Origin of the sequence: Streptomyces sp. NBC_01481 (assembly GCF_026339995.1) — a bacterium.
Taxonomy (GTDB): Bacteria; Actinomycetota; Actinomycetes; order Streptomycetales; family Streptomycetaceae; genus Streptomyces.
In genome coordinates this window covers 78384-104512 of sequence record NZ_JAPEPT010000003.1, presented here as the reverse complement: position 1 = coordinate 104512, position 26129 = coordinate 78384, and the positions used below count along the sequence as shown (strand labels likewise).

27 protein-coding genes and 1 pseudogene are annotated in these 26129 nt (G+C 69.3%); 13 read left to right on the top strand and 15 right to left on the bottom strand.

From position 1 onward, the window contains the following. Positions 1–47: 47 nt before the first annotated feature. The 8 genes from OOK40_RS17080 to OOK40_RS17045 all read right to left on the bottom strand — a co-directional run bounded on the left by OOK40_RS17080 (position 48) and on the right by OOK40_RS17045 (position 8531). Entirely contained in the window at positions 48–1313 is a 1266-nt protein-coding gene (locus OOK40_RS17080; protein WP_266482061.1) for an alpha/beta fold hydrolase, read from the bottom strand. Between the two features lie 159 nt (positions 1314–1472). Continuing rightward, positions 1473–2159, bottom strand: coding sequence for a GntR family transcriptional regulator (locus tag OOK40_RS17075; RefSeq protein WP_266482058.1), 687 nt, complete (start codon positions 2157–2159; stop codon positions 1473–1475). A gap of 47 nt (positions 2160–2206) precedes the next feature. Then, the gene (locus tag OOK40_RS17070) at positions 2207–3577 is read right to left on the bottom strand and encodes an aldehyde dehydrogenase (protein ID WP_266482056.1); all 1371 of its coding nucleotides are present in this window, start codon (positions 3575–3577) and stop codon (positions 2207–2209) included. Further along, positions 3574–4578, bottom strand: a complete 1005-nt coding sequence (locus OOK40_RS17065) for a proline racemase family protein (protein ID WP_266482052.1) — start codon at positions 4576–4578, stop codon at positions 3574–3576. The genes OOK40_RS17070 and OOK40_RS17065 overlap by 4 nt, the downstream gene beginning before the upstream one ends. Positions 4579–4609: 31 nt before the next feature. Continuing rightward, the gene (locus tag OOK40_RS17060; protein ID WP_266482048.1) at positions 4610–5518 is read right to left on the bottom strand and encodes a dihydrodipicolinate synthase family protein; all 909 of its coding nucleotides are present in this window, start codon (positions 5516–5518) and stop codon (positions 4610–4612) included. A gap of 71 nt (positions 5519–5589) precedes the next feature. After that, positions 5590–7053 (bottom strand): NAD(P)/FAD-dependent oxidoreductase, encoded by a 1464-nt coding sequence (locus OOK40_RS17055; RefSeq protein ID WP_266482043.1) that lies wholly within the window; start codon positions 7051–7053, stop codon positions 5590–5592. Then, complete coding sequence (locus OOK40_RS17050; RefSeq protein ID WP_266482039.1) at positions 7034–7348, bottom strand: (2Fe-2S)-binding protein; 315 nt, start codon at positions 7346–7348, stop codon at positions 7034–7036. The genes OOK40_RS17055 and OOK40_RS17050 overlap by 20 nt, the downstream gene beginning before the upstream one ends. 28 nt (positions 7349–7376) lie before the next feature. Then, entirely contained in the window at positions 7377–8531 is a 1155-nt protein-coding gene (locus tag OOK40_RS17045; RefSeq protein WP_266482037.1) for an FAD-binding oxidoreductase, read from the bottom strand. Between the two features lie 240 nt (positions 8532–8771). Here OOK40_RS17045 and OOK40_RS17040 point away from each other — a divergent pair, with 240 nt between their 5' ends. The 5 genes from OOK40_RS17040 to OOK40_RS17020 are packed head-to-tail and all read left to right on the top strand — an operon-like array spanning position 8772 to position 14453. After that, positions 8772–10523, top strand: a complete 1752-nt coding sequence (locus OOK40_RS17040; protein WP_266482035.1) for an ABC transporter substrate-binding protein — start codon at positions 8772–8774, stop codon at positions 10521–10523. 15 nt (positions 10524–10538) lie between these two features. Then, positions 10539–11471, top strand: a complete 933-nt coding sequence (locus OOK40_RS17035) for an ABC transporter permease (RefSeq protein WP_266482033.1) — start codon at positions 10539–10541, stop codon at positions 11469–11471. Beyond that, positions 11468–12454, top strand: coding sequence for an ABC transporter permease (locus OOK40_RS17030; protein WP_266482031.1), 987 nt, complete (start codon positions 11468–11470; stop codon positions 12452–12454). The genes OOK40_RS17035 and OOK40_RS17030 overlap by 4 nt, the downstream gene beginning before the upstream one ends. Then, a complete protein-coding gene (locus OOK40_RS17025) occupies positions 12454–13458 on the top strand; it encodes an ABC transporter ATP-binding protein (protein WP_266482029.1) in 1005 nt (334 codons plus the stop codon). Before OOK40_RS17030 ends, OOK40_RS17025 begins: the two co-directional genes overlap by 1 nt. Continuing rightward, positions 13455–14453 (top strand): ABC transporter ATP-binding protein, encoded by a 999-nt coding sequence (locus OOK40_RS17020; RefSeq protein WP_266482026.1) that lies wholly within the window; start codon positions 13455–13457, stop codon positions 14451–14453. Before OOK40_RS17025 ends, OOK40_RS17020 begins: the two co-directional genes overlap by 4 nt. 57 nt (positions 14454–14510) lie before the next feature. Here the strand turns inward: OOK40_RS17020 and OOK40_RS17015 are convergent, their stop codons facing one another. Then, positions 14511–15641 carry a M6 family metalloprotease domain-containing protein gene (locus OOK40_RS17015; protein ID WP_266482024.1) on the bottom strand — a complete coding sequence of 377 codons (1131 nt, stop codon included), beginning with the start codon at positions 15639–15641 and terminating at the stop codon, positions 14511–14513. Between OOK40_RS17015 and OOK40_RS35270 the strand changes: the two are divergent. Further along, positions 15640–15936 (top strand): annotated as a pseudogene (locus tag OOK40_RS35270) (LysR family transcriptional regulator); the annotation flags it as partial. The gene OOK40_RS17015 and the pseudogene OOK40_RS35270 overlap by 2 nt on opposite strands. Here the strand turns inward: OOK40_RS35270 and OOK40_RS17005 are convergent. Further along, positions 15916–16164, bottom strand: coding sequence for a hypothetical protein (locus OOK40_RS17005; RefSeq protein WP_266482022.1), 249 nt, complete (start codon positions 16162–16164; stop codon positions 15916–15918). The pseudogene OOK40_RS35270 and the gene OOK40_RS17005 overlap by 21 nt on opposite strands. A 202-nt stretch (positions 16165–16366) precedes the next feature. Between OOK40_RS17005 and OOK40_RS17000 the strand changes: the two genes are divergently transcribed. After that, the gene (locus OOK40_RS17000) at positions 16367–16780 is read left to right on the top strand and encodes a LysR substrate-binding domain-containing protein (RefSeq protein ID WP_266482020.1); all 414 of its coding nucleotides are present in this window, start codon (positions 16367–16369) and stop codon (positions 16778–16780) included. Positions 16781–16995: 215 nt separating this feature from the next. Here the strand turns inward: OOK40_RS17000 and OOK40_RS16995 are convergent, their stop codons facing one another. Then, on the bottom strand, positions 16996–17532 hold the full coding sequence (locus tag OOK40_RS16995; RefSeq protein ID WP_266482017.1) for a GNAT family N-acetyltransferase: 537 nt from the start codon (positions 17530–17532) through the stop codon (positions 16996–16998). Next, positions 17523–18800, bottom strand: coding sequence for an XRE family transcriptional regulator (locus tag OOK40_RS16990; protein WP_266482013.1), 1278 nt, complete (start codon positions 18798–18800; stop codon positions 17523–17525). Before OOK40_RS16990 ends, OOK40_RS16995 begins: the two co-directional genes overlap by 10 nt. Positions 18801–19157: 357 nt before the next feature. On the opposite strand from OOK40_RS16990, the gene OOK40_RS16985 reads away from it, so the two are divergent. Together OOK40_RS16985 and OOK40_RS16980 are read left to right on the top strand one after the other, a co-directional pair. Continuing rightward, positions 19158–19622, top strand: coding sequence for an ATP-binding protein (locus OOK40_RS16985; protein WP_266482011.1), 465 nt, complete (start codon positions 19158–19160; stop codon positions 19620–19622). Positions 19623–19654: 32 nt separating this feature from the next. Next, positions 19655–20260, top strand: a complete 606-nt coding sequence (locus tag OOK40_RS16980) for a radical SAM protein (protein ID WP_266482008.1) — start codon at positions 19655–19657, stop codon at positions 20258–20260. Positions 20261–20285: 25 nt separating this feature from the next. On the opposite strand, the gene OOK40_RS16975 is transcribed toward OOK40_RS16980, so the two are convergent. Then, positions 20286–20615, bottom strand: coding sequence for a hypothetical protein (locus tag OOK40_RS16975; RefSeq protein ID WP_266482006.1), 330 nt, complete (start codon positions 20613–20615; stop codon positions 20286–20288). A gap of 26 nt (positions 20616–20641) precedes the next feature. Between OOK40_RS16975 and OOK40_RS16970 the strand changes: the two genes are divergently transcribed. The 4 genes from OOK40_RS16970 to OOK40_RS16955 are packed head-to-tail and all read left to right on the top strand — an operon-like array spanning position 20642 to position 22909. Further along, positions 20642–21277, top strand: coding sequence for a thymidylate kinase (locus OOK40_RS16970; protein WP_266482004.1), 636 nt, complete (start codon positions 20642–20644; stop codon positions 21275–21277). Then, positions 21270–21779, top strand: coding sequence for a hypothetical protein (locus OOK40_RS16965; protein ID WP_266482002.1), 510 nt, complete (start codon positions 21270–21272; stop codon positions 21777–21779). Before OOK40_RS16970 ends, OOK40_RS16965 begins: the two co-directional genes overlap by 8 nt. Beyond that, complete coding sequence (locus OOK40_RS16960) at positions 21776–22414, top strand: sulfatase-like hydrolase/transferase (RefSeq protein ID WP_266482000.1); 639 nt, start codon at positions 21776–21778, stop codon at positions 22412–22414. The genes OOK40_RS16965 and OOK40_RS16960 overlap by 4 nt, the downstream gene beginning before the upstream one ends. 21 nt (positions 22415–22435) lie before the next feature. Continuing rightward, positions 22436–22909 (top strand): NUDIX hydrolase, encoded by a 474-nt coding sequence (locus tag OOK40_RS16955; protein ID WP_266481997.1) that lies wholly within the window; start codon positions 22436–22438, stop codon positions 22907–22909. A 100-nt stretch (positions 22910–23009) separates the two neighbouring features. Here OOK40_RS16955 and OOK40_RS16950 read toward each other — a convergent pair whose 3' ends face one another. Next, positions 23010–24479, bottom strand: a complete 1470-nt coding sequence (locus tag OOK40_RS16950; RefSeq protein WP_266481994.1) for a PP2C family protein-serine/threonine phosphatase — start codon at positions 24477–24479, stop codon at positions 23010–23012. Positions 24480–24596: 117 nt separating this feature from the next. Continuing rightward, complete coding sequence (locus OOK40_RS16945) at positions 24597–26096, bottom strand: MFS transporter (protein ID WP_266484381.1); 1500 nt, start codon at positions 26094–26096, stop codon at positions 24597–24599. Positions 26097–26129 lie beyond the last annotated feature (33 nt).

The following is a 26129-nucleotide window of genomic DNA, read 5'->3' as shown; positions in this document are numbered from 1 at the left end:
AGGCAGTGGTAGATAGGCGGAAGGGGAGGGGAAGGGCGGAGGAGGGGCTACGCGCGGTCTGCGGCCAGGTCCATCAGGCGGGCCAGCACGCGGCCGCCGGAGGCGGTGACGCCGTCGTGTTCCCACTCATTGGTGATCCAGACGCGGGTGCCGCCGACCTCGCGCGCGGTGCGCAGGGAGAGTGCGGCGTCCACATACATGTCGTCGTGGTAGACGATCGCGGAGAGGGGGACCTGGTTGGCGGCCAGGCGGTGGGGGTCGTACAGCGGCGGCCAGTCGGCGCGTTCGGCCAGCAGGTCGGCGGCGTCCGCGAAGGGGCGCAGACCCGTGATGTCGCGGAACATCCACGGGTAGATCATTTCTCCGGTGAGGAGGAGGGGATCCGCGTCCTCGGCGAATTCGGGGAGGTCCTCGAGCGCCCGCGAGGCGGCCCAGCCGCTCGAACCCGCGCCCTGACCGTAGAGCGTCTCCTGCATCACGGCGAACAGCGGATTGTCGGTGAAGCCGGTGAGGGCCATCACCTGGTGGAGGAAGGTGTCGCTCGGCTCGCCCTCGGCGTCCAGGGATTCGTCGAGCAGCCAGTGGATCCGTTCGAAGCCGTCGCCCATGCCGAGGGCGAGTCCGAGGGTGCGCAGGCGGCGGGTGGTGAGGCGGTCTCCATTGGGCAGGCGGACCTCGGTGGCCGCGAGGAGATCGGCGATCTTGCGGAGGCGTGGGGCGTCGTCGGGGTAGCGGGCGTAGAAGTCGAGAACGCGGTCCCGCACCCGCGGGTAGGTGCGGGCGTATACATCGTCGGCGGTGGCGGTGAGACCGGGCAGGCCACCGGTCACGTAGCAGGCCCGCAGTCCCTCGGGCGCCTCGGAGAGGTACGTGAGGGTGATGAAGCCGCCGTAGCTCTGGCCGAGTGTCTCCCAGGGCTGTTCACCGCAGAGCTGATGGCGAATCAGTTCCGCGTCGGCGACCACGGCGTCCGCACGGAAGTGGCCGAGATATGTGGCGAGTTGGGCGGGGGAGGTGAAGCGGGCGGCGGACCGGGCGGTGACCGGGGTGGAGCGGCCGGTGCCGCGCTGGTCCAGCAGGAGCACCCGGTGGGTCTTGAGCGCCTGGGCCAGCCAGCTCGGTGAACCGGCCGACGGACGCGGTGATTTGCCGCCCGGTCCGCCCTGCAGGTAGAGCAGCCAGGGAAGTCGCTCGCCGGCGCGGGCCGGGTCGACGACCTCACGGGCGAAGACCTGGATGCCCGGCCCGCTGGGCGCGGAGTGGTCCAGGGGGACGGTGAAGACGTGGTCGACGGTCGCGTACGCGGGGTTCATGGATCCCTTTCACAGCCCAAGCCGCAGCATGCAGTGTGACATTGCACAGATCAGCATGATGCGGCCGACTGTCGGTGGGGAGCCCCCATGTCCGCATAACTCCACGTTATGGAGGGCGGCGCGGCCCGAGTCGGCCGTGGCCCGACGCGGCCGGGGCCGCTACCCGGCGGTCTTCGCCGCGGTCCCGCTCTTCGCCCAGAGGGAGCGGACATGGCTCAGGTGCCTGGCCATGAGCTTCTCCGCTCCCTTCGCGTCGCCGGCGAGCATCAGGTCCAGGAGTTCCAGGTGTTCCTCGGCCGAGGGGATCAGCCCGCCGCGCTCGTCGAGGGCCGTGAGCCCGTACAGGCGGGATCGCTTGCGCAGGTCGCCGACGGTTTCGACGAGCCTCTCATTGCCCGAGAGGGCAAGGAGCGAGAGGTGGAACTGCCGGTCGGCCTCCAGATAGCCGATGAGGTCGTGCTCGCGCGCGGCCCGGACGATCTCCTCGGCGACCGGCCGCAGCGCCTCCAGTGCCTCACGAGCCGCGGACCGGGTGATCCGGCCGACTGTAGGGATCTCGATCAGGGCACGGATCTCGGTGTACTGGTCGAGATCGCGCTCGTTGACCTCGGTGACCCGGAACCCCTTGTTGCGGACGGGCTCGACCAGGCCCTCCCGGGCCAGGTCGAGCATCGCCTCGCGCACGGGCGTCGCGGAGATCCCGAAGTCCTCGGCGAGAACCGGCGCCGAGTACACCTCGCCCGGCCTCAGCTCGCCGGAGATCAGGGCGGCCCGCAGGGCATGGGCGACCTGGTCGCGCAGCCGCTCGCGGGTGGCGTTGAGGTCGCGCTGCTTCAGGTGCCCCATAGCGGTGGTGATCCCTTCATGCCGGAGCGGATCACCAGCGTACAATGTCACGTTGTTTTCACAGGTGACAGGGTGTACGTACGGCTGGAGGTGTAGAAGTCCAAGGCCGAGTGACCCTGTTCGCGCGGCCCGTGGCTGGATGCCTTGGCGCCCCCGAAAGGCAGATGGAAGTCGACGCCGTTGGACGGGGCGTTGATCCGGATCATCCCGGTGTCGAGCTGATCCAGTCCGTTCAGGGCGGTGTCCAGGTCCGCGGTGTGGACCGAGGTGACCAGACCGTACGGGACCGAGTTGGTGATCCGTACCGCATGGGCGAGGTCGTCGGCGGGCAGCAGGGCCGCGATGGGCCCGAAGACCTCCTCGCGCAGCAGCCGGTGGCCCGGGGACACCTTCTCGACCAGGGTCGGGGCCGTGTACCAGCCGGGGCCGTCGGGCACGGTGCCGCCCGCGAGCACCGAGGACCCCTCCCAGGCACTGCTGACCTGATCGCGGGCTTGTCCGTTGATCAGTGGTCCGCACACGGTGGACGGGTCGGCGGGGTCGCCGACCGGGACGGTCCGCAGCGCCTCGGAGAGTGCCTCGCGCAGGGGGTCGAGGGCCGCGCCGACCGCGACCACGCGGCTGGTGGCGGTGCACTTCTGGCCTGCGTATCCGGCGATCGCGGCGGCGATGTGGACCGCCGCCTGCTCGATGTCGGCGTCCGGCAGGACGAGGGCCGCGTTCAGGCCGCCCATCTCCGACTGGACCGGGATGCCCCGGGCCGTGGCGGCACGTGCGACTGCCTGGCCGACGGCTGTCGAGCCGGTGAAGGAGACGACGTCGGCGGCGGAGACGAGGGCGTTGCCCTCGGTCGCCCCGCCGGGCAGCACGGTGAACACCCCTGCTGTCAGGCTCTGTTGGACGATCTCCGCCAGCCGCTGGGCACACGCCGTCGCTTCCGGAGCGGGCTTGAGGACGACCGCGTTGCCCACGGCGAGTGCCGGGGCGGCCTTCCAGCTCGGGATGGCGAAGGGGAAGTTCCAGGGGGTGATGAGGCCCGCGACGCCGTGCGGGCGCCGGCGGGTGAGGAGGAGTCCGGGGCCGGCCGCGGGTTCGTGGACGGCGCCGGTGGGTTCGTAGGGGGCCTGGGCGTAGTACCGCCAGATCGCGACGGTCCGCGCGACCTCGGCCCTGGCCTCGGCGAGCGGCTTGCCCACCTCGCGCACGGCGAGGTGGGCCAGCTCGTCCGCGGCGGCCTCGATGCCGGCGGCGACCGCGGTGAGGGCCGCCGAACGGGCGGCCGCGCCGCCGATCAGCCAGCCGGGCTGGGCGGCACGGGCCCGCTCGACGACGTCAACCGTCGCGAACGCGCCGGGAGCCGGGATGTTGACGAGTACGTCGGTGGGGTCGGCCGGGTTGTGGGAGACGATGCTGGTCACAGGAGGAAGCCTCCGGGGAAGGGGTCGTCCGGGTCGAGGAAGTACTGGGCGGTGCCGGTGATCCAGGCGCGGCCAGTGATGGCCGGCACGACGGCGGGCAGCCCGCCGACCTCCGTCCGGGAGAGGAGGCGGCCGGTGAAGCGCGTCCCGATGAAGGACTCGTTGACGAAATCGCGGCCCAGGGGCAACTCACCGCGAGCGTGCAGCTGTGCCATCCGTGCCGAGGTGCCGGTGCCGCACGGGGAGCGGTCGAACCAGCCCGGGTGAATCGCCATCGCGTGCCGCGAGTGGTCGGCGTTCGAGCCAGGAGCCGCCAGGTAGACATGCTTGACCCCGGCGATCTCCGGCTGTTCCGGGTGGACGGGCCGGTCCGGCGACGCGTTGATCGCGTCCATGACCGCGAGCCCGGCGGCCAGCAGGTCGTCCTTGCGGGCGCGGTCGAACGGCAGCCCCAGGTCGTCGAGGTCGACGAAGGCGTAGAAGTTGCCGCCGAACGCGAGGTCGTAGGTGACCGTCCCGTACTTGGGGACGTCCACCTTGCGGTCCAGGCCGACACAGAAGGAGGGCACGTTGGTGAGCGTGACCGACTTCGCCGCGCCCTCCACGACCGATACGTCGACGCTGACAAGGCCGGCCGGGGTGTCGAGCCGCACCGTGGTGACCGGTTCGCTCACCGGCACCATGCCCGTCTCGACGAGGACGGTGGCGACGCCGATCGTGCCGTGCCCGCACATCGGCAGCAGCCCGGACACCTCGATGTAGAGGACCCCGAAGTCGGCGTCGGGCCGGGTCGGCGGCTGGAGGATCGCCCCGCTCATCGCTGCATGGCCACGCGGCTCGTACATCAGAAGCGTCCGGAGATGGTCCAGATGCTCGATGAAGTGCAGCCTGCGCTCGGCCATGGTGGCGCCGGGGATCACCCCGACGCCGCCGGTGATCACCCGGGTGGGCATGCCCTCGGTGTGCGAATCGACGGCGTGGAAGACGTGTCGCGTGCGCACGATCAATCCTTTCGAAGCAGCGCGGATGCGGTCAGTGGTGACCGTCGGCGACGGCCTTCTCGGTGGCGGCCCGGACTCCGGCCTCGACCTCCCCCGTGAGAGGGGAGCGCGGCGGGCGGGTGGGGCCACCGCGGCGGCCGACGATGTCCATGGACAGCTTGATGGACTGGACGAACTCCGTCTTCGAATCCCATCGCAGCAGCGAGTGCAGGGACTTGTAGAGCGGCAGGGCGGTGTCCAGGTCACCGGCGACGGCAGCGTTGTACAGCTCGGCGCAGGTGGCGGGGAAGGCGTTGGGGTATCCGGCGATCCAGCCGACCGCACCGGCCAGGGCGAGTTCGAGCAGCACGTCGTCCGCGCCGATCAGCAGGTCGAGTTCCGGAGCGAGTTCGGCGATCTCGTACGCGCGCCGTACATCGCCGGTGAATTCCTTGACGGCGACGATGCTGCCGTCCTGGTGCAGACGGGCCAGCAGCCCGGGCGTCAGATCCACCTTGGTGTCGATGGGATTGTTGTAGGCGACGACCGGCACCCCCGCCTCGGCGGCCTCGGTGTAGTGGGCGCGGACGGCTTGCTCGTCGGCCCGGTAGGCGTTCGGGGGCAGCAGGAGGACCGAGCCGCAGCCGGCTTCGGCCGCCTGCTCCGCCCAGCGGCGGGCCTCGGCGCTGCCGTAGGCGGCGACACCGGGCATGACCCGCGCGCCGTCGCCCGCGGCGTCGACGGCGGTACGGACCACGCGGGCCCGCTCCTCGTCGGTGAGGGTCTGGTACTCGCCGAGCGAACCGTTCGGCACGACACCGTCGCAGCCGTTCTCGATCAGCCAGCGGACGTGCTCGGCGTACGCGTCGTAGTCGACGGACAGATCGTCGCGCAGGGGCAGCGCGGTGGCCACCATGATCCCGCGCCAGGGACGGGTGCTGTTCCAGGCGGTGCCTGTCATGAGTTAAGCCCTCTCTATAATGTGTGACATTTTACTGCTTGGTGTGCGGCGCCCACAAGGGGGACCGCGGGTCAGTGGTCGGCGCCCGGAGCCGGGTCGGGCCCGATCTCGGCGGGTCCGGCGAGCGAGGCGAGTGCCGAGAGCGGAACGGGCACGGCGAACGGACGGCGTTCAGCGGGTGGCTCGACGGCACCCTCACGGGCCGCGAGGCACGCTACGGCCGCCCCGCACATCCGCCCCTGACACCATCCCATACCGGCCCGGGTGAGGAGTTTGACGGTGCGCGCGTCGCGGGCTCCGAGGTCGGTGACGGCTTCGCGGATGCTGCCGGCCGATACTTCCTCGCAGCGGCACACCTCCGTGTCGTCGGTCAGCCAGCCCGCCCAGCCCGGTGCCGGGGCGTGGGCGGCGGTCATCGCATCGGCGAAGGCGCGCATACGGTCCCGGCGGCGTTGCAGCTCGCGGACGCGCCCCTCACGGACGGGGTGCCCGTGCAGTCTGGCGGCAGCCGCCAGCCCGGCCAGTTCCCCTTCCGAGCGGGCGAGCCGTACGCCACCGACTCCCCCGGTCTCCCCTGCCGCCCACAGGCCACGCACCGAGGTTTCCTGAAGGCCGTCCAGGGCCAGGGCGGATGTCCCGTCCGCCAGGGGACGGGTGGCGCAGCCGAGTGCGGTGGCCAGTTCGATCTGAGGGGCAAGGCCGTGCCCCACAGCGAGCGCGTCGCACTCGATCCGCCGGCCCGCCCCCTGTACGGGCCGCCAGTCGGGGTCGAGCCGGGCGACGGTTACGGCCTCCACCCGGTCGGTGCCGTGCACCTGGGTGACCGCGCTGCGCAGCCGCACCCGCACCCGGTGCCGCAGCAGAGCGGCGCCGTGTACCGCGGCCTCCGCCAGCTTGTGCGGGTTGGTGACGAGCGCCCGGGGGCGGCGGGCGTACCGCAGATAGCCGGATGCCTCGACCACGGCCGGGACGCGTGCGCCCGCGGCGGCCAGCGAGGTGGCGACCGCGAGCAGCAGGGGGCCGCTGCCCGCCACGACAACGCGCCTACCGGGCAGCACCAGGCCGGACTTGAGCATGGCCTGCGCTCCCCCGGCACCCACGACACCCGGCAAGGTCCAGCCGGGAAAGGGCAGTTGGCGCTCAAACGCCCCGGTCGCGAACAGGACCGTACGGGCCGATACCCGCACCGACCGCTCCGCGGTGCCGTCGGCCCCGGTGACGGCGTGCACCGCCCACACACCGTCGTCCTCCTTGGTGACGGCCCAGACATGGTGTCCGCAGAGGTGACTGACGTCGCTCTGCTCCAGGCGTCGGCGGAGCTCGGCGAAGGCGGCCCAGTCGTGGTGCAGTGCCTCGGGCCGCGCCGCCCCCAGGCCGGGCGCCGGATGCCGGTAGAACTGTCCGCCGTGCTGCGGCGATCCGTCCAACAGGGCGACGGACAGGCCGAGTTCGGCGGCGGTGACGGCACCTGCGAGACCGGCCGGTCCCGCTCCGATCACCGCGAGGTCGTACGGTTCAGACGCCGAGGCGGGCATGGCCGTGTCCCTCCTGGGTGGTGATCACGTCGCCGGGAGCGGCGGGCACCAGACAGGCCCTGCGGTTGGGCTCCCCATTGATGGTGGCGAGGCAGTCGTAGCACTGCCCGATGCCGCAGAACACACCCCGCGGGCGACCGGCCTTGCGCGTGGTGCGCCAGGCGAGGATGCCCGCGGTCCACAGGGCTGCGGCGACGGACTGCCCGGGCAGGGCGGCGACCGGACTGCCGTCCATCGTGATCTCGAACGACGGGCCGGGGTTCGCCCCGACCAGGTCGGTGGGGGTACGGGCCACTGCGGGCCTCCTCTCGTAGCAGACGGGGTCAAGCTGCGGCTTGGAAGCGGCCGGGATTGAACGGGCCCAGGTCCAGCGGTGGTTCACCGCCGTCCAGGCAGCGAGCGATGAGCAGCCCGGTGGCCGGGGCCAGCCCGATCCCCGCGCCTTCGTGACCGCAGGCGTGCAGCAGGCCCGGCACCCGCGGATCGTGGCCGATGGCAGGGAGATGGTCGGGCAGATACGGGCGGAACCCCGCATACGTCCGCATCGCCCGGACCCCGGCCAGGACCGGGAACAGTGCGGTGGCCTGCGCCGCCAGGCGCCGCACCACCTCGGTCGACAACGTGGTGTCGAAGCCGACCCGTTCCCGGCTGGCACCGATCAGGACCGGGCCCGCCGGGGTGCCCTCGACCACGGCCGAGGTCTGCAGCGCGGCGGAACCGCTCGCGACATCGGCGACGTAGTCCGCGGAGTACACCTTGTGCCGCACCACACGCGGCAGCGGTTCCGTGACGAGAACGAAACCGCGGCGGGGCAGCACGGGAAGTTCGACGCCCGCGAGCCGGGCCAGCTCGCCACCCCAGGTGCCGGCGGCGTTGACCACGTACGGGGCATGCACGTCGCCGGCCACCGTACGCACCCCCCTTACCGATCCGTCCGCCGTGGTGAGCAGGCCGGTGACCTCATGGCCGAGTCTCAGGCGCACCCGCCCGCCGCCCGCGCGCAGCAGATGCGCGGCCGCCAGGGCAGGCATGACCTGCGCGTCCTGCGGGTAGTGGAAGCCACCCGCCAGGCCGGGGGCCAGATGTGGCTCCAGGTCGTTCAACCGGTCCGCCGGGACTTCCTCCGCCCGCACACCGGCCCTGTCCTGTCCGGCCGCGAAGTCACGCAGGGCGCCCATCCCGGCCTCCCCGGAGGCGACGACGAGGCCGCCCTTGGGTTCGTACTCGATCTGCGGCGGGAGCAGCTCGGCCAGCTCCTGCCACAACCCGGTTGACAGCAGCGCGAGTTCGAGTTCGGGTCCGGGCTCCTTGTCGGATACCAGGAGGTTGCCCTCGCCGGCACCCGTGGTGCCGCCCGCGACGGGGCCGCGGTCGATCACGGTGACGGAGAGGCCGGCTCGGGCTGCGTAGTAGGCGCAGGCCGCGCCGATCACGCCCGCACCGACGACGATGACGTCCGAGGTGTTTCTCTTGGGCACGACAGTAATATTTCACATTGCATAACCGATGCCAAGGGCTTCGCACGACTCGCTCGCGCTCACCTCTCCAGCAAGGCGCCCATCCTCTCCTTGACGGCGTCCGGCGCCCTCAGTGGCGCGCCCACTCGGACACAGGTGAGTAACGGGCTCGCCAGCACCTTGTCAGTGCAATTTCACATTACTATGTTACCTGTCACATTCCAGCCCTTGGCTGGCCGACTGTTCTCGGAGTGACCACTGATGAACACGCGCACCCTCACCGCCGTCGCCACCGCCCTGGCGGCGACCGTCACACTCGGCGCAGCCGGCTGTTCCGGCTCCAAGCAACCGTCCGGCGGCAAAGGTGCCGACGGCAAGAACCCGGCGACCGCCAACCAGGGCGCCGTGGTCGGCGGCACTCCGCAGAAGGGCGGCACCCTCACGGTCCTGTCCAACCAGGACTTCACCCACCTCGATCCGGCCCGCAACTGGGTGATGAGCGACATGGAGTTCGGGACCCGGCTGCTCTACCGCACCCTGGTCACCTACAAGGCGGCCCCCGGCACGGGGGGCGGTGAACTCGTCCCGGACCTCGCGACCGACCTCGGCACCTCCTCCAACGGCGCCAAGACCTGGACCTTCCGCCTCAAGCAGGGAGTGAAGTACGAGGACGGCACGCCCGTCACCGCGCAGGACATCAAGTACAACGTGGAGCGGTCCTTCTCCCCCGACCTGCCCGGCGGCGCCGACTACGCGGCCCGCTATCTGGCCGGCGCCGAGGGCTACCAGGGGCCCGCCGAGGGCAAGCACCTCGCCTCCATCAAGACGCCCGACGACCACACGATCGTCTTCGAACTCCGCAAGCCCTTCGCGGAGTTCCCCAACGCCACCGTCATGCCGACCTTCGCCCCGGTGCCCAAGGGCAAGGACAAGGGGCCTCAGTACGACAACCGGCCGTTCTCCTCGGGCCCGTACAAGATCGAGTCGTACCAGCGCGGAAAGAAGCTCGTGCTGGTGCGCAACACCAACTGGGACGCCTCGACCGACCAGGTGCGCAAGGCGTACCCGGACAAGCTGGTCATGGTGATGGGGCTGAAGGCGAACCAGATCGACGACCGCCTGATCGCCAGCCAGGGCGCTGACGCCTCCGCCGTCTCCTGGGGTGCGCTGCGGCCGGAGAGCGCGGCCAAGGTGCTGCCCAACGCCGAGGTACGCAAACGGCTGATCGCCGAGTCGACCAACTGCACGGACATGGTCCAAATGCACACCGGACGGGCCCCGTTCAATGATCTGAAGGTCCGTCAGGCCGTGCAGTACGCGCTCGACAGGGACTCGGTGCTCACCGCCTCGGGCGGCCCCGCCTTCAACGACCTGTCCACCGCCTACATGCCGGCCACGCTCTTCGACGGCAAGGAACCGGACACTCTGAAGATCCCCGCGACCGGTGACGTCGAGAAGGCGAAGGAACTGCTGAAGGCGGCGGGCAAGCCGGACGGGTTCGCGACGAAGATGACCGTCTCGACCGGGGACAAGGGGCGGGCCGAAGCGATCCAGCAGTCGCTGGGCAAGGCCGGAATCAAGGTCACCATCGAGACCGTCGACCCGTCGGCGTTCTACGCGACGATCGGCGACACCAAGAACCGCACCGACATCGCGTACACGGGCTGGTGTCCCGACTACCCGTCCGGTTCCACCTTCCTGCCGTTCGTCTTCGACGGCCGCTACATCAAGGAGAAGGGCAACTCCGGCAACCACTCGCTCTTCCGCGACGAGCCGACCATGAAGCGGATGGACGAAATCGCCGCCATGACCGACGCCAAACAGGCCAACACCGCCTGGCAGCAGCTGGACGGCGAGATCCTCGCCAAGGCCCCCGCCGTACCGGTCCTGGTCCGCCGCTGGCCCCTGGTACTCGGCAGCAACATCGCCGGCGCCTACGGACAGACCTCCTTCGGCGGTCAGCTCGACTACGCCACAGTCGGCCTCAAGGACCCGTCCAAGAGCCAGGGCTGAGGGCTCGGAAAGATCATGGCTCTCACAACAGCACCGGTGGAGGTTCCGGCGGGCAGCGGCCCCTGGCAGCTGGCCCGCGCGGAACTACGCCGCCGCACCTCCGTCAAGATCTCCCTCGTCATTGTCGCGCTCTTCGTCGTCATGGCCGCCGCCGCGCCCCTGCTGAGCGCACTGGGCGGCTGGTCGCCCGAGGAGTTCGACAAGTCCGCCGTCGACCCTTACCTGGGCGGGCTGCCGCTCGGACCGCTCGGCGGGATCTCCGCCGACCACTGGCTGGGCGTCGAACCCGTGACCGGCCGCGACCTGTTCGCCCGGGTCGTGCACGGCGCCCAGGTCTCCCTCCTGATCGCCTTCACCGCGACCGCGATCGTCGTGGTCGCGGGCACGGCGGCCGGTATCGCGGCCGGCTACTTCGGCGGCCGCACCGACGCGGTCCTCAGCCGGATCATGGACCTGACCATGTCCTTCCCCTCCCTCATCTTCATGATCGCGATGATGTCGGTGGCCAAGGACGTCAACCGGATCGTGCTGATGACCGCGGTGATCGGGCTGTTCGGCTGGCCCGGCATCGCCCGCGTGGTGCGCGGCCAGACGCTCTCGCTCAAGCACCGCGAGTACGTCGACGCCGCGCGGGTGGGCGGATCGGGGTCCTGGCGGATCCTCACCCGCGACATCCTCCCGGGCGTTGCCGGGCCCGTCATCGCGTACACCACCCTGATCATCCCGGGCATGATCGCCACCGAGGCGGCCCTGAGCTATCTGGGCGTCGGCGTCCGCCCGCCCACCCCGTCCTGGGGCCAGATGATCGCCGAGAGCGTCGCGTTCTACGACACGGATCCCATGTACTTCGTCATCCCGAGCATCTGCCTCTTCCTCGCCGTGCTCGCCTTCACCCTCCTCGGAGACGCGTTGCGGGACATCCTCGACCCGAGGGGAAGCCGCACATGACCCGCTACCTCGGCCGCCGGCTGCTCGGCGTGGTCGGCGTGCTGATCGCGATCGCCGCCGTCACCTTCACCATCTTCTACGTCCTGCCCTCCGACCCGGCCGCCGCGGCCTGCGGCAAGTCGTGCAGCGCCGAACGCCTGACGGCGATCCGCGCCCACATGGGCCTGGACCAGCCGATCTGGGTGCAGTTCTGGGAGTTCCTCAGCGGCATCTTCACCGGCCGCACCCTGGGCAGCGGCCAGTACGCGCTGCGCTGCGGCTTTCCCTGCCTCGGCTACTCGTACGAGAACAGCGAGTCTGTCTGGGGCCTGCTGATGGACCGGCTGCCGGTCTCCGCCTCGCTGGCGTTCGGCGCGGCGGTGCTGTGGCTGCTGCTCGGCCTGACCGCCGGGGTCACTGCCGCCCTGCGCAAGGACACCCTGCTCGACCGGGTCCTGATGATCGGCGCTGTCGGCGCCGCCTCGATGCCCGTGTACTTCACCTCGATGATGCTCATCTACGGGCTGATCCGGGTGGCGGGGCTGTTCCCCTATCCGCAGTACGTCTCCTTCGGCAGCGACCCCGTCGACTGGGCGACCAATCTGCTCCTGCCGTGGCTGGCACTCGCCATTCTGTACGCGGCCATGTACGCACGCCAGAGCCGCAGTTCGATGATCGAGACGATGGCGGAGCCGTTCATCCGCACTGCCCGCGCCAAGGGCCTGCCGCGTCGCACGGTCGTCGTCAAGCACGGGCTGCGGGCCGGCATGACGCCGATCCTCACCATCTTCGGCATGGACCTGGGCGGGCTCCTCGCGGGCGCCGTCATCACCGAGTCCATCTTCGGACTGCCGGGCATCGGCCGGCTCTTCTACGGCGCGCTCTCCAGCGGGGACCAGCCGGTCATCCTCGGGGTCACGCTGCTCGCCGCCACCTTCATCGTCGTCGCCAACCTGGCCGTCGACCTGCTGTACGCCGTCGTCGACCCGAGGGTGAGGTTTTGATGACCGGAAGCCAATCCCTGCTGACCGTACGGGACTTGAGTGTCACCTTCGCGACAAAGCGGGGGCCGGTGCGGGCCGTGGACTCCCTCAGCTTCGACGTCCACCAGGGCCGCACCCTGGGCATCGTCGGCGAGTCCGGTTCGGGCAAGTCCGTCACCTCGATGGCGGTGCTCGGGCTGCACACCGCCGCCGAGGTCACCGGCTCGATCAACCTCGAAGGCCAGGAGCTGCTGGGGCTCCCGGAACGGGAGTTGAACCGGCTGCGGGGCCGCCGGATGGCCATGATCTTCCAGGACCCGCTCTCCAGCCTCCACCCGTACTACACGGTCGGCGAGCAGATCGCCGAACACCACCGGGTTCACTTCAGCTCCCGCCGTGCGGTGGCCCACAGGCGGGCCGTGGAGATGCTCGCCGAGGTCGGCATCCCCGAGCCGGAGCGCAGGGCGGGCGAGTATCCGCACCAGTTCTCCGGCGGGATGCGCCAGCGCGTGATGATCGCCATGGCGCTGGCCTGCGAGCCCGAACTCCTCATCGCGGACGAGCCGACCACCGCCCTCGACGTGACGGTCCAGGCCCAGATCCTGGAGCTGATCGCCCGGCTGCAGGAGGAGCGCGGACTCGCCGTCGTCATGATCACCCACGATCTCGGGGTGGTCGCCCGGGTTGCCCACGAGGTGCTGGTGATGTACGGCGGGCGCGCGGCCGAACAGGCCCCGGTGGACGACCTGTTCGCAACCCCCGCCCACCCCTACACCCGTGGGCTGCTCGACTCCCTGCCCCGGCTCGACGACAGCGACGACGAACCGCTGCGAGCCATCCCCGGCAGCCCGCCGTCCCTGCTGGCACCCGGCCCCGGCTGCGCGTTCGCGCCCCGCTGCCCCCGGGCGGCGGGCGCCTCGGCGAGCGAGCGGCTGCGCTGCGAGACCGAACGGCCCCTGCTCTCCGGTCCGGCCGAGCATCCGGCTGCCTGCCACCTCCCCGCATACGAAGGCGTCGCGTCATGACCAGTACAGCTCAGCCACTCCTCAGCGTGCGGCCGCTCCTCAGCCTGCGGGACGTAACGATGGCCTTCCCGGGAAAGCGCCGCCGTGCGGATCCCGTGCGAGCCGTCGACGGCATCAGCTTCGATGTGGCCGCCGGGGAGACGCTGGGCCTGGTCGGCGAGTCCGGCTGCGGCAAGTCCACCACCGGGCGCATGATCGTACGGCTCCTGGAACCCACCACCGGCTCGATCACCTACGACGGCCACGACATCAGCCACCTGTCCCAGCGCGAACTGAGGCCACTGCGCCGCGAACTCCAGATGGTCTTCCAGGACCCGCACTCCTCCCTCAATCCGCGCCAGACCGTGGCGCGGATCATCTCCGACCCCCTTCTGGCGCAAGGGAGTTCGTCGGCAGACGCACGCAAACGGGCAGCGGAGCTGATGGACCTGGTCGGACTCATCCCCGAGCACATCGACCGCTATCCGCACGAGTTCTCCGGCGGCCAGGCCCAGCGCATCGGCATCGCCCGCTCGCTCGCCACCAGCCCCCGGCTGGTCGTCGCCGACGAGCCCGTCTCCGCCCTCGACGTCTCCGTACAAGCCCAGATCGTCAACCTCATGGAACGCCTCCAGCAGGAGCTCGGCCTGGCCTACCTCTTCATCGCCCACGACCTCTCGGTCGTCAAGCGGGTCTGCGACCGGGTCGCCGTCATGTACCTCGGCCGGATCGTCGAAATCGGCGACAAGAAGCGGGTGTACGCCGCCCCCGCCCACCCCTACACCCGGGCACTGCTCTCCGCGGTGCCCCTGCCCGACCCCGCGGCCGAGCGGGCCCGTGAGCGCATCACACTCCTGGGCGACCCGCCCAGCCCGGCCTCTCCCCCACCGGGCTGCACCTTCCACCCGCGCTGCCCCAAGGCCCAGGCCATCTGCCGCGCCGAGGCACCACTGCTGCGGATCGCCGCACCCGGCGAGCCGAGGGAGGTCGCCTGCCACTTCCCCGAGGCGGCCTGAACACGGCTGTGCCCCGGATCCGCACAACGGATCCGGGGCACAACTGCTTCGTCCTGGCTACCACTTGGTGACGCGCACCGTTTCTCCGTAGCCATCGGCGCTCAGCACGTCGATCCGTACACGGGCCGCGGAGTCCGTGAAGGACTCACCGGCCCAGTACGGGGCGTCGTCCAGCGGACGGCAGCCGCTCGCCGGAGTGGCAGCGGGCTTGGCGTCCATGACCCGGATCGGTCCGTAACCGGTCTGCGCGGACGTGTCGACCTTGTAGACCAGCGCGCCGGTCGAGCAGGCCGCCGTGTCCGCCTGGACCGCCCTGCGGGATTCGACGACGTACGCGGTCGTCGGTCCCGTACGCACCACGGCCATCTTGGTGCCGCTGCCGTACTCGACAGCGGTGAGACGCGCCGTGCCGCTGCCCACCGAGGCCTGGCAGTAGACCTGGCCGTCGTCGATCCAGCCGAGCTTCCACGACTCCCAGGCGAAGTACTGCGGCGCCTTCCCCCCGATCAGACCCATCACGTCCCAGCCTCCGACGAACCGGTGGGCATCGGTGCCCGCGTCAAAGGCGTACAGGTCCGGCAGCCCGAAGCTGTGGGCGGTCTCATGGGCGACCAGCTTCGGCCCCCAGTGCCACATGTCCTGACCGAAGGTCACCGCCCACTTGATCCTGGTGCCGTCGGCGACGACACCCGCCGTGCCCGGGTCGTACACGTACGTGGGGGTGAAGGAGATCGCCGACGCGTTCCTCGTCGCGACGACGTACACCATGTCGTACCGCGAGAAGTCCACATCCCGGTCGGCGGCCGTCACGGCATCCTTGAGGTAGGCCTCGTGTGTCTCGTGGCTGAGACCGCGTGCGAAGCCGTAGTCGGTGGAGTTGTGCGGCATCCGGACCCAGCGCTGCTGCTGGGTGATGGCGAGCCACGCCTTGCCGTACGAGGCGTTCCACAGCCAGTCGGCGCCCGGCATAAGCTGCGCCGCGTCGTCGGCCGGGGACTCGGTGGCCGGCGCGTCCGGGAAGTCCACGAAGATCATGCCGACCTTGATGGTGCCAATGGGGCGCTGGAAGACAGAGTAGTCGGTGTTGTGGCCCTCGTCCGTCCAGCCGGTCGTGCCGCGAAGGGCACAGGCTGAAGGGGCGGTTGAGGCCGCCTTCGCGGGCGGCGTGCCGAGGAGCAGCAGGAGCATGGCGGCGAGGAGCGCAGGCAGAAGCGCCCTGTGCGCCGGCGTCAAGGGGTGGGACAGTCGCACCGGATCAGTACCTCTCGATATATGGCGTGTGACATTTCACATAAGACTGCGGCTGAAGGCCCCTGTCCGAAAGCTGTCGCCGCTCCATAACATCCACGCCATGGATCTGGAGGTGCGGCATCTGCGGGTGGTGTGCGCGGTCGCCGAGGCGGGCAGCCTCACTCGCGCCGCCGCCTCGCTGTGCATGACTCAGCCAGGACTCAGCACCCAACTACGCCGTATCGAGGCCATGCTGGGCGGAACCCTGTTCGACCGGAGGCACGCCGGCGCCGTCCCCACACCCTTCGGCGAACTGGTACTGAGCCGGGCCCGCGCCATCCTGCCGGGCATCGACGGCCTGCTCGCCGACACCGCCCGGGCCGCCCGCCGAACGTCGACCCCTGATCGAGTCCGCATCGGCTCGGTCGGCGCCCCACTGCTCGGCCATCTCCTCCGGGCTGTAAAGCAGTTGCTGCCTCATGCCGACGTGACCTCACGCTGCCAGTACTCCCCCGCGACTCTGCTCGACGACCTCGCGGTCGACCGATTGGAAGCGACGGTGCTCGGCGACCATCCCGACCAGGAGCTGCCGCCGCGTGAGGGCGTGGTGCTGAACCTGATCGTCACCGAGCCCGTCTTCGCCCTCCTGCCGAACGGCCCACCCGCTGGCGGCACAGGAGGAGGTGTCGCTGGCCCAACTCATGGACGAGGACTGGGCAGTCCCCCGCCCCGACGGCGACCGCACCCGCGAATACTGGTCGTCCGTCTGCGCTCAGGTGGATCACCGTCCGTTCACCCCGTACGACGCCGAGGGGCGGCAGTTGATCGAGATCGTACGGGCCGGCCTGGCCGTCAGCCTCTGCCAGGCCACCTTCATCGAAGCCCCGGGCGTCGCTGTCCGTCCCCTCGCAGGACATCCTCTGTGGTACCGGCATGTCCTGGCCTGGCGCCGCGACGGCCCCCTCGCCGCACACGGTGCCGAAATCCACCGCAGAGTCGCGGACGGCTATCTGGACACCTGCGCCGCCAGCCCTGTGTACGCACGCTGGCGGGAACGGCATCCGCACTTGGCCAGGGTGGCGGAGGCCAGAACCTGACCCCATGGGTCGGCTCCGGCCGGAGGTTCCGTGGCACCCGCGCGTCCCGCAGGTCAGCGCCGTGCAGCCGATCCTGGTACGCCTACTGGCCCTGCTGGTCAGAGCCCCGCACCTGTCCATTGCACCAGGTCACAGGGCTGTCCGGTCTCTTCTACGGCATCTGGGAAGTGGGCACGGGAGGCCCGCACCATTCACCGAGGGCGCGGCGCCACGCTTCAGCGCAGGGGTTTGAGCATGACCGCGTACGTCGGCGAGTCGGTGAAGGGCCGCTTGGTCCCGATGGCTTCATAGCCCCAACACTCGTACAGAGCCACCGCCTTGGGGTGGGCGGTATCGACTAACAGGGTCGCGCGCTCCTCGTCGCGAGCGGCCAACAGATCATCATGGATGCATTGGGCGGCGCCGGTCTTGCGCCAGGGCTTCCGCACCATCAGCTCAAAGAGCGCCACCGTGCGATTCCCGCTTTCCTCGCAGAATTCGGGTGGCAGAGCCGGGGTGGTGCCATTCCACCAGCCGGAGCCGGACGGGAGCCGGGCCGCGTAGGCGTATCCGACAATCTCGCCGTCGTTGTATCCGATGACCGCTTTCCACTCGTCGCACGATGCGTGAATGTCGAGGCGCTCCTCGATCCGTTCCCGTGCATAGAAGGGGTTGTCCCGCTCGTCGCCGTAGATCTCCAGGTAGAGGTCCACGAGCAACTCCCGGACATTGGGGAGACCTTCAGCATGGACATGGCGCAGCTTCAGAGACACTTCCACCCTCCTCCATACTCCGCTGTGCTCTCCAGCCAGTCCCGAGCCGCGCGCGTGTCGCCGTACCGGGCCGTCAGGTCGGCGCGGAAGTCTTTGAGGAGCGTACGCACACGGGCTGACGACGGAGAATCTCCGGCGAGCTCGATCACTCGGTTCGCTGTCGCTCCCGCCTCCTCAGGATCGCCCTGGCACAATTGAGCAAGCGCGAGTTGTGCGGTGTAGTACGTGCGATTGCGGACGAGTTCGGGCCGCAGACGGGCCAGAGTCCGATGGGCGCGATACTCCGCCAGGTCTCCTTCTCCGAGGCGGAGATGGACGATGGCCGCCAGACCGTCGAGTTCGGCCGCATCGTAGAAGCGCATCCAACCTGGCCGCATGGTGTCCCACGCAGCTCGGGCCAGGACCTCTTCAGCGTTGCCGAGGCTTCGAAGCGCAGCCTGCCGATCGCCCGTACGAGCGTGGCACGACGCGGTACGGGCATGGCAGAGCGAAGCGTAGAGGGGGTCGATCCTGGTGATCCGAGTCGCTCTGGCCGCTGTTGTGGCCGCGAGTGCATCCGCGTGCCGCCCACGTTGGGTAGCCAGCATTGAGATGTTGTGCCAGGCGCGCAGAGCCACTGACGCATCGCCGGAGAAGCCGGCCAGGACGAGCGCCCGGTCCAGATGGCGCCCAGCTCGGCCCTTCGCCTGCGTATCGATTGCGGCCCAGGCCGCCGTCGTCGCGGCGTCGGCGGCCAGCCCGTACAACGCCGAGCGGACACGCTGCGATGCCGTCCCGTTGTTGAGAAGATCCTGAATGGACAGCGACTCCCTGAGGGCCAAGTTCTCCAGGGCCTGACTGCCGCCATCAGCGTCGTCCCGGGCAGCGAGCCCGTCGACGAGACAACGCATGCGGTTCACATCGGACGAGCCAATCGTGAGCCGAGACGAACGACGCGGTAGAGCCACCGATGTAGCGCTGCCAGTGGCTGAGGTGAGAAAAGTCCGTCGCCTCACATGCTCCTCCGAGGGCGGAGGCGGGCGCCTGGAGCTCGGCGGGATGAAGCCGAGCTCTTCGGCCTGACACCCGAATACTGCGCCCAGCGCGACCCTCATTTTGGACTGCGGCCATCGTGTCTTGCCTGTCACCAGATTGTGCACCGTACGTTCCGAGACGCTTCCGAACCGGCCGGTCAGCCTCTCGATCTCGGCGTTCATCTGACGAGCCAGCTCAGCCTGGGTCAGGCCGAGTTCCTCGATACGTCGCCTCAGGATCGGATTGTCCCCCATGCAACCGAAAGTAGCCCTCCGGTCACGCGGGGCGCCAGAAGCCGAGTATCGAGAAGGTCAAATCTTCTGGTCGGACGCAAGGAGATGGACGGCGTTCTTCCTAACTCCCGGGCCACAAACCCTCGTTGACTGGTTGTCATCCGCTCGGAGGCGCGATCCACAGGCGTGCCGCCCGTGTGGCCTTCCGACCGGCGGTTCCGTCCCCCGTCCCCCGCCGCGGACGGAGCCGCCCTCCAATCCGCTGCCAAGGAGTCCTCCTGATGGTCACCCGCTTGCACCCGCCTTCTCGTACCCGGAGACCCCTCCGCCGTCGCGTTCGCTCGCGACAGGGTTGTCATACAGATCGGGTTGTGGGGAGTGGCGCTGGATGCGGATCAACGCGATGCGGTGAAGCTGGTGGCCTCGGAACTGATCAGCAACGCCGTGGTGCACGCGAGCGGATTCATTGCTGTTGGTCTCCGCCTTGGCGAGGGCCGCCTCCATCTGGTCGTCCACGACAGCAACCCCAAACCTCCGGAGCGCCGCTACGCCACCGAGGACGACGAGGGCGGCCGGGGCCTGACTCTGGTGGATCTCCTCACCTCCAACCACGGCTGGGCGCCGACTGCCCGAGGCAAGAAGACGTGGGCCGAGTTCGAAGTGCCCGCACCTGCGCCGATTCCCGTCGGGACGCGATTACGGCCACGCATCGACTTGATCATCAGCAGGGCAGGACTCCGGCTCGCCCCTGACCCCGTCCATTTTCTCGGCCAGGTGGAAGAGCGGGACCGCGCTGCCCTGTCGCCGTCGGTCACTGCGCCGATCGAGAGGGGCACGACATGACTCTGCCATCAGCACCGCCCACCCCGTCGGCCGTGGACTGGACAGCGCTGCGGAACCTCGCGCTGCTACGCGGACAGCTTCGGGTCTCTCTTACGCCCCGCTGCAACTTCAAGTGCTGGTTCTGCCACAACGAGGGTGACGTACCGCCGCCGTACACGCACTTGCACCGCGACGTCCAGCCGCGCCGTCAGGAGCTCATCGCCGACGACTACGCATCCGTCATGCGCTCGTTGATCGACGCCGGACTGAAGCGGGTCTACTTCACCGGGGGTGAGCCGCTGTCCTCCCCTCTGGCACGGGAAGTGCTCACTCGCTTACCCGTCCGCGCCCCTGACGTGTCGTACACGCTCATTACCAACGGCGCATTGGTACGGACGCATCAGGAATGGCTCGCCACTACTGCCCTGGACAAAGTGAAGGTGTCACTTCACTACTTCTCGGACGAGTCGCTTCAAGCGATCGCGCACACGCGTGTTGGCATCAACGCAGTGCTGGATGGGATCGAAGCGGCGCGTGAGGTCTTCGAGCGGGTCGAGCTCAACACTCTGCTCCAGCGCGAGAACGAACACGAGATCCTGCCCATCCTGGAATTCGCGCTCAGCCGGTTGCTTGCCAGTGCAGTTCATCGAGTTGGTTGACACCGACTTCAACGCTGACCGTCACTCATCGGCGGTCTCCGCACAGGGCGTCATCGACCACTTGCGAACCTTGACCAGCGAGGAGCACGTCGAGGCGGCAGGCGTCGGACAAGGCCGCCGCGTGTTCTGCGTCGACGGAGTCGAGATCGACGTTATCCACCGCGACCTCGGCCGCCATCACGTCGGACAGTGCGGCATGTGCCCTCTGCGATCGCAATGCGTCGAGGGGTTCTGGGCTCTGCGTCTGGACCACGCCGGAGGCGTTCAACCGTGCCTGCTTCGCGATGACCTTCGCCTGGACATCCGGCCGCTCCTGGCCGACCCGAAAGCAATGGCCGCTGCTGTCGCCGGTCATCTCACGTCGTTCACTGAGGGAACCCTATGACGCCGCTGCGTTTTCCCTATACACCCGAGGAACTGGCGCCGCAAGGGAAGTTCGCCGTCCTGGAAGGCGTCTCAGGAATCGGAAAATCGACGCTTGCAGCCATTCTCGGCGAGCGGATGGGTGCCGCGACGTTGCACACCCTTCCAGAGCCGCTGACGAGTCTCTCGGCGGCAGTGAACAGCCTGCTACGGCCGTTGCCTCAGCTCGCCTTCTACGTCTCGGGTCTGCTCCATGCGTCGGATCTCGTACGGGCCTCGGCAGCCGGCGATCACGTCGTGGCGGATCGGTACGTGTCCTCGGTCATCGCCTGCCACGCCGCCGTCAACGCCGTCGCAATGGACCAGGTGGAGGGGATGCTCGCGCCCTTCCGCCCGTACCTCGTGCAGCCGGATCGGACCTTCTATCTGAGGGCCTCGGAAGGGGTACTGCGCGACCGGCTGCGGCAGAAGTCGGACACGAGCCAGGACGACACCGATCTGTTCGCCGTACCTGGCCGACTCTCCAGCCTGCTGGCCAACTTCGACGCCATAGCCGCGAGCGACCCGAGCGCTGTGGTTCTCGACACCGACGACCACAGCCCGGACGAGTTGGCCGTGCACATCATCGGCATCCTGGAGGGCCGCAATGCTTAACCCCATCGACGCCAACGCTGTCATCCGCCACGGCGGTGCGGTCGGCCGGTTTCCTGGTGAGATTCATGAAGGAGTCGCCTGGTGGATGGGCGCCTGCTTCGTAGCGGTGAGCGGCACGTCTCGCCTGGTCGTGTCGTACGACGGCGGGGCTACCACCGAGGAGTTCCGCCGCCGGTTTCACAGCGGGGCGATGAATTCCCAGCACTGGGCCTGCCTCGTCTCCGATCTCGGGGTGGCCGATGAGGACCTGCTCAAACTCGCGATGAAGGAGCTGGGCGGCATCCCCGGCGCCTACCTGACCTCAACTTCGATCGAGGACAGGGTGATTGTCTCCATCCGGCTGTACGACGCGGACGGGAACCAGCTGGAGGAGGAGACGGGGATCTCACGCATCCGCGAGATGATCGCCGACGACCACGTTCCCATCCCAGTCAACGAGGCCGCCAAGGGGCAGGTCGAAGACCGTGGTGACCTGGTGGCGGGGTTGGAGGCGCGGTCGTGATCAATGCGGCAGAGGTCATCCAATCCCGGACCAGCATCCTGTTCGTCACGCTTGACTCGCTGCGCTACGACGTCGCCCGAGCGGCCATGCACGCGGGCCAGACACCTCACCTCGCCGCTCTGCTGCCCGCTGGGCAGTGGGAGGAGCGCCGTACACCGGGCACCTTCACTCTGCCGGCTCACATGGCCTTCTTCTCAGGGTTCCTTCCAAAGCTTCCGCAGCCCCACCAGCCGTCGAGGCTCTGGGAGTGCAGGCCGCCCGCATTCAAGGAGATCAATGCGGAAACCTTCGTGTTCGACGCTCCCAATCTGCTCGCCGGTCTGGCCCTACACGGATATCGCACCGTGTGCGTCGGTGGAGTCACGTACTTCTCCCGAGAAACACCGCTCGGATCCGTACTGCCGGACATGTTCGACGAGGACCAGAGCCAGGACTCATGGCGCTCGCAGAGTGCGGCGCTCGCGTACGCGGACGAGCACCTCGGAAGGCTCGTGAACGAGCTGAGCGGAAAGGGCCGTTGGTTGATCATCATGTGCGCCGACCATGGCGACGCCTTCGGCGAGGACGGATACCACGGGCGCGGGATCACCCACCCCGTGGTGATGAACGTGCCGTTCGCGGCGATGGTGGTCTAGCACTCGCTACGCTCACGGCCCATGGACGACGCACAAAACCATGGGCCGATGCGGGACGCTTCAGTCGTGGTGGCGCGGGACGCGGGCGGCTCAGTCGCGCTGCTGACAGTGCAATTCCCCAAGCACGGGGGCGAGTATCTGTTCCTCCCTGGTGGCCGGCGCGAAGCGGGCGAGACCACGGAGGAATGCGCCCGGCGCGAGCTGCGCGAGGAGGCGGGCATCACCGCCGAATCGTGGCGCGCGCTGGGTTCCTACGCCATCACGCTGGCCACCACGGCCCGGATCCATCTCTACCTCGCCGAAGGTCTCACGCTCGGACCCCAGCAGTTGACCCCCAGCGAACGGAACTTCAAGTTGATGTGGTCGCCCATGCAGGACGCGATCGCGGCCGCGTCCGAGGGGCAGTTCCTGCTGCAGGGCGGCCCACTGGCGCTGCTGCTCGCCGATCGGGTCTGCGCTGTTGGGACGACGAAAGCGGCTCACAGTACGACATGAGGTACGACTCTTGACCTACTCGGCCCTGGCACCACCGACCTTTCGTCGGCGCCAGGGCCGAACTTCTTGCCCAGTCGGTCGGCATCGGCCGGAGGTTCAATCACTCGTCGTCCGGCGCCGCCTTGCGGCGGATGCGCGCCGCCATGACCGCGACGTCGTCCTCCGCGTGCGCGGCGTCGAGTTCGTGAAGGACCTCGTCGACCAGGTCGTCGAGTGTGCCTCCCGGGTCGGGGCGGACATGGGCCAGGCGGGCGAGGGAGGTGTCGATGTCCTCGCTGCGGCGTTCGACGAGGCCGTCGGTGAACAGGAGCAGGGTGTCACCGGGGTCGAAGGTGCGCGAGACGAGTTCGTAGCCGCCCACACCCGTCCCCAGCGGTGGTCCGACCGGGACATTGACCAGGTGGGCCACGCCTTCGTGGCTGAAGACGACGGGCGGCAGATGGCCCGCGCTGGAGAAGGACGCGAGCATGCGCGCCGGGTCCACCCGGGCGAGCAGGCAGGTGGCGGGGCGGCGGGTGGAGGCGTCGGAGATGTCCATGTCCAGGCGGCGCAGGACCCGGTGCGGCGGGAGGTCGGCGGCCGCCACGTCGCGCAGGGCCGAGCGGTAGCTGTTCATGTCGACCGCCGCCTCCACCCCGTGGCCCATCACATCGCCCATCACCAGCAGCGTGCGCCCGAAGTGCAGGCGTACGGTCTCGAACCAGTCCCCGCCCACGAGGTCGCCCGAGCCGGCGGGGAGGTAGCGCGTGGCCAGCTGGAGGTTCGGGTGCGGCAGTCCGGGGTCGGTCAGCAGGGCCCGTTGGAGTTCGACCGCGGTGCGTTGCGCCTGGCCGAAGAGGCGGGCGTGTTCGATGGCCACCGCGGCCCGGTGGGCCGCCGACCGGGCGATCAGCAGGTCGCGGTCGGTGAAGGTGCCGGACGCCCGGGCGATGAGGACGGCGCCCAGGACATGGTCGTGGATGCTGAGGGGTATCGCGAGCCGGCCTTCGTCGAGGGCTGTCCGGCCGCGGAGTACGGCACGAGGCGCGTACGGGGGCAGCAGCTCGGCATGACCCGCCACGGCGGCCCGCTCCACGCCCGGCCCGCCGCCGGGCCGCGTCTCCCGCGGCAGCAGGTCCACAGCGGCCGCGTCGGCCAGTCCCGAACCGAGAAAGCTCACTACCTCCAGACAGGTGGTTCTCTCGTCGAGCGTCGTCCCGATCCGGTCGGCGGCGTCCGCGATGTGCAGCCGGTCGGCCGAAGTGAGGCTCTCGACGACCAGGCCCACCAGACCGGCCACCTCCCCGCGGATGGTCAGCTGCTGCCAGGTGCAGCGGCTGACGGGCGTCACATGCGTACGGGGGCACCCGTCGGCCAGGACGGCGGCGACGAGCGCCGCCGGGCCGACGCTCAGCTCGGCCCGGGGGCTGACGGCCCTGCCTTCAAGCCCTGCGCGTATTTCGCCCGAGACACGGCAGTAGACCGGGTCCGCGAAGAGATATCTCATGTCCGTGCCGAGGACGGCGAGCCCCACCGAGGCCCGAGGCTGCGAGGACGCGTCCCCGCGTCCGTCCGGCGAGTCGGCACGCACACGATCACCTCCTCCCGCACGGGCGCTGTCCTCAAGTCTTATGCGCCCCTCGTCCCCGCGCATCACAGGTCCGGGCCCGCACCCGGGCGAGGATGCGGGCCGGATGGCGGGAGGGGTTCAGGGCCGGCCGGGAGTGACACCGCCCTGGAGGCGTGCCAGGTCGGAGGGGCGGACCTGGATGGCCAGGACGGCGACCACGGCCGCGACGACGGTGAAGATGGCGGCCGCGACGAACGCGGCGGAGACTCCCGAGGTGAGGACCTCGTCGCTGAAGGGCGGCGGGAGCTGGCCGGTGCGCTGGAATTGCAGCTTTTCCACCGGGGTCGCCTGGGCGAGGAAGCTCGGCACCTGGTCGTCGGCCTCGTTGCGGCTGGCCGTGCCGTACACCGTGACCAGGATGGACAGACCCAGCGAACCGCCCACCTGCTGGGTCGCGTTGAGCATGCCGGACGCCGCGCCCGTCTCGTGCGTGGGCACGCCGGAGACGGCCATCAGCGTCAGCGAGACGAAGTTCAGGCCCATGCCGAAGCCGAAGACCACTATCGGTCCCAGGATGCTGCCCAGATACGTGGAGTTGATATCGGTCAGGGTCAGCCAGGACAGACCCACCGCGCACAGGATCGAACCGGTCACCATGAAGGGCTTCGGGCCCAATTTCGGCAGGAGTTGGGAGGCGAAGCCCGCGCCCACCGCGACGACCGCGCTCACGGGCAGGAAGGCGAGACCAGCCTGCAACGGGCTGAAGTCGAGCACGTTCTGCACGAAGAGCGTGAGGAAGAAGAACATGCCGAAGATCGCGGCAGCAATGCTGAGCATGATTCCATACGTGCCCGACCGGTTACGGTCGGCGAACATGTGCAGGGGCGTGATCGGCTGTTTGGACCGGCGCTCTATCAGAATGAACGAAGTGAGAAGCACCACCGCGGCGCAGAACGACGCGATCGTCCACGGATCGCGCCAGCCTTCCTGGGCAGCCCGGATGAAGCCATAGACCAGCGCCACCATGCCGAGGGTCGAAGTGAACGCACCCGCCAGGTCGAAGTGGCCCGGATGGCGTTCGGACTCCTTGATGTGGCGGGGAGTTGCCAGAGCGATGAGCAGGGCGATGGGCACATTGACGAAGAACACCCAGCGCCAGTCGAGCCATTCGACGAGGATGCCGCCCGCCAGCAGGCCGATCGCGGCGCCGCCCGCGGAGACGGCCGCGAAAACACCGAACGCCCGGTTGCGTTTCGGGCCTTCGGTGAAGGTGGTGGTGATCAGCGCGAGCGCGGTCGGCGATGCGATGGCGCCGCCGACGCCCTGCAGGGCGCGCGAGGCCAGCAGCTGACCGGAGTTCTGGGAGAGGCCACCGAGCAACGAGGCGAGTGCGAACAGCAGCACTCCGAAGATGAAGACCCTGCGTCGACCGAGGATGTCGCCCATACGGCCGCCGAGGAGCAACAGGCCGCCGAACGTGAGCGTGTAGGCGTTGACCACCCAGGACAGGCTCGTGGTGGAGAAGTCCAGCGAGCTCTGGATGTGCGGGAGCGCGATGTTCACGATGGTGATGTCGAGGACCACCATCAACTGACAGGAGGCGATGACGAGGAGTGCGATCACATCGCCGCCGCTCATCTTGTTCGAGGCGGCGATCTGCGATGTGGGTAC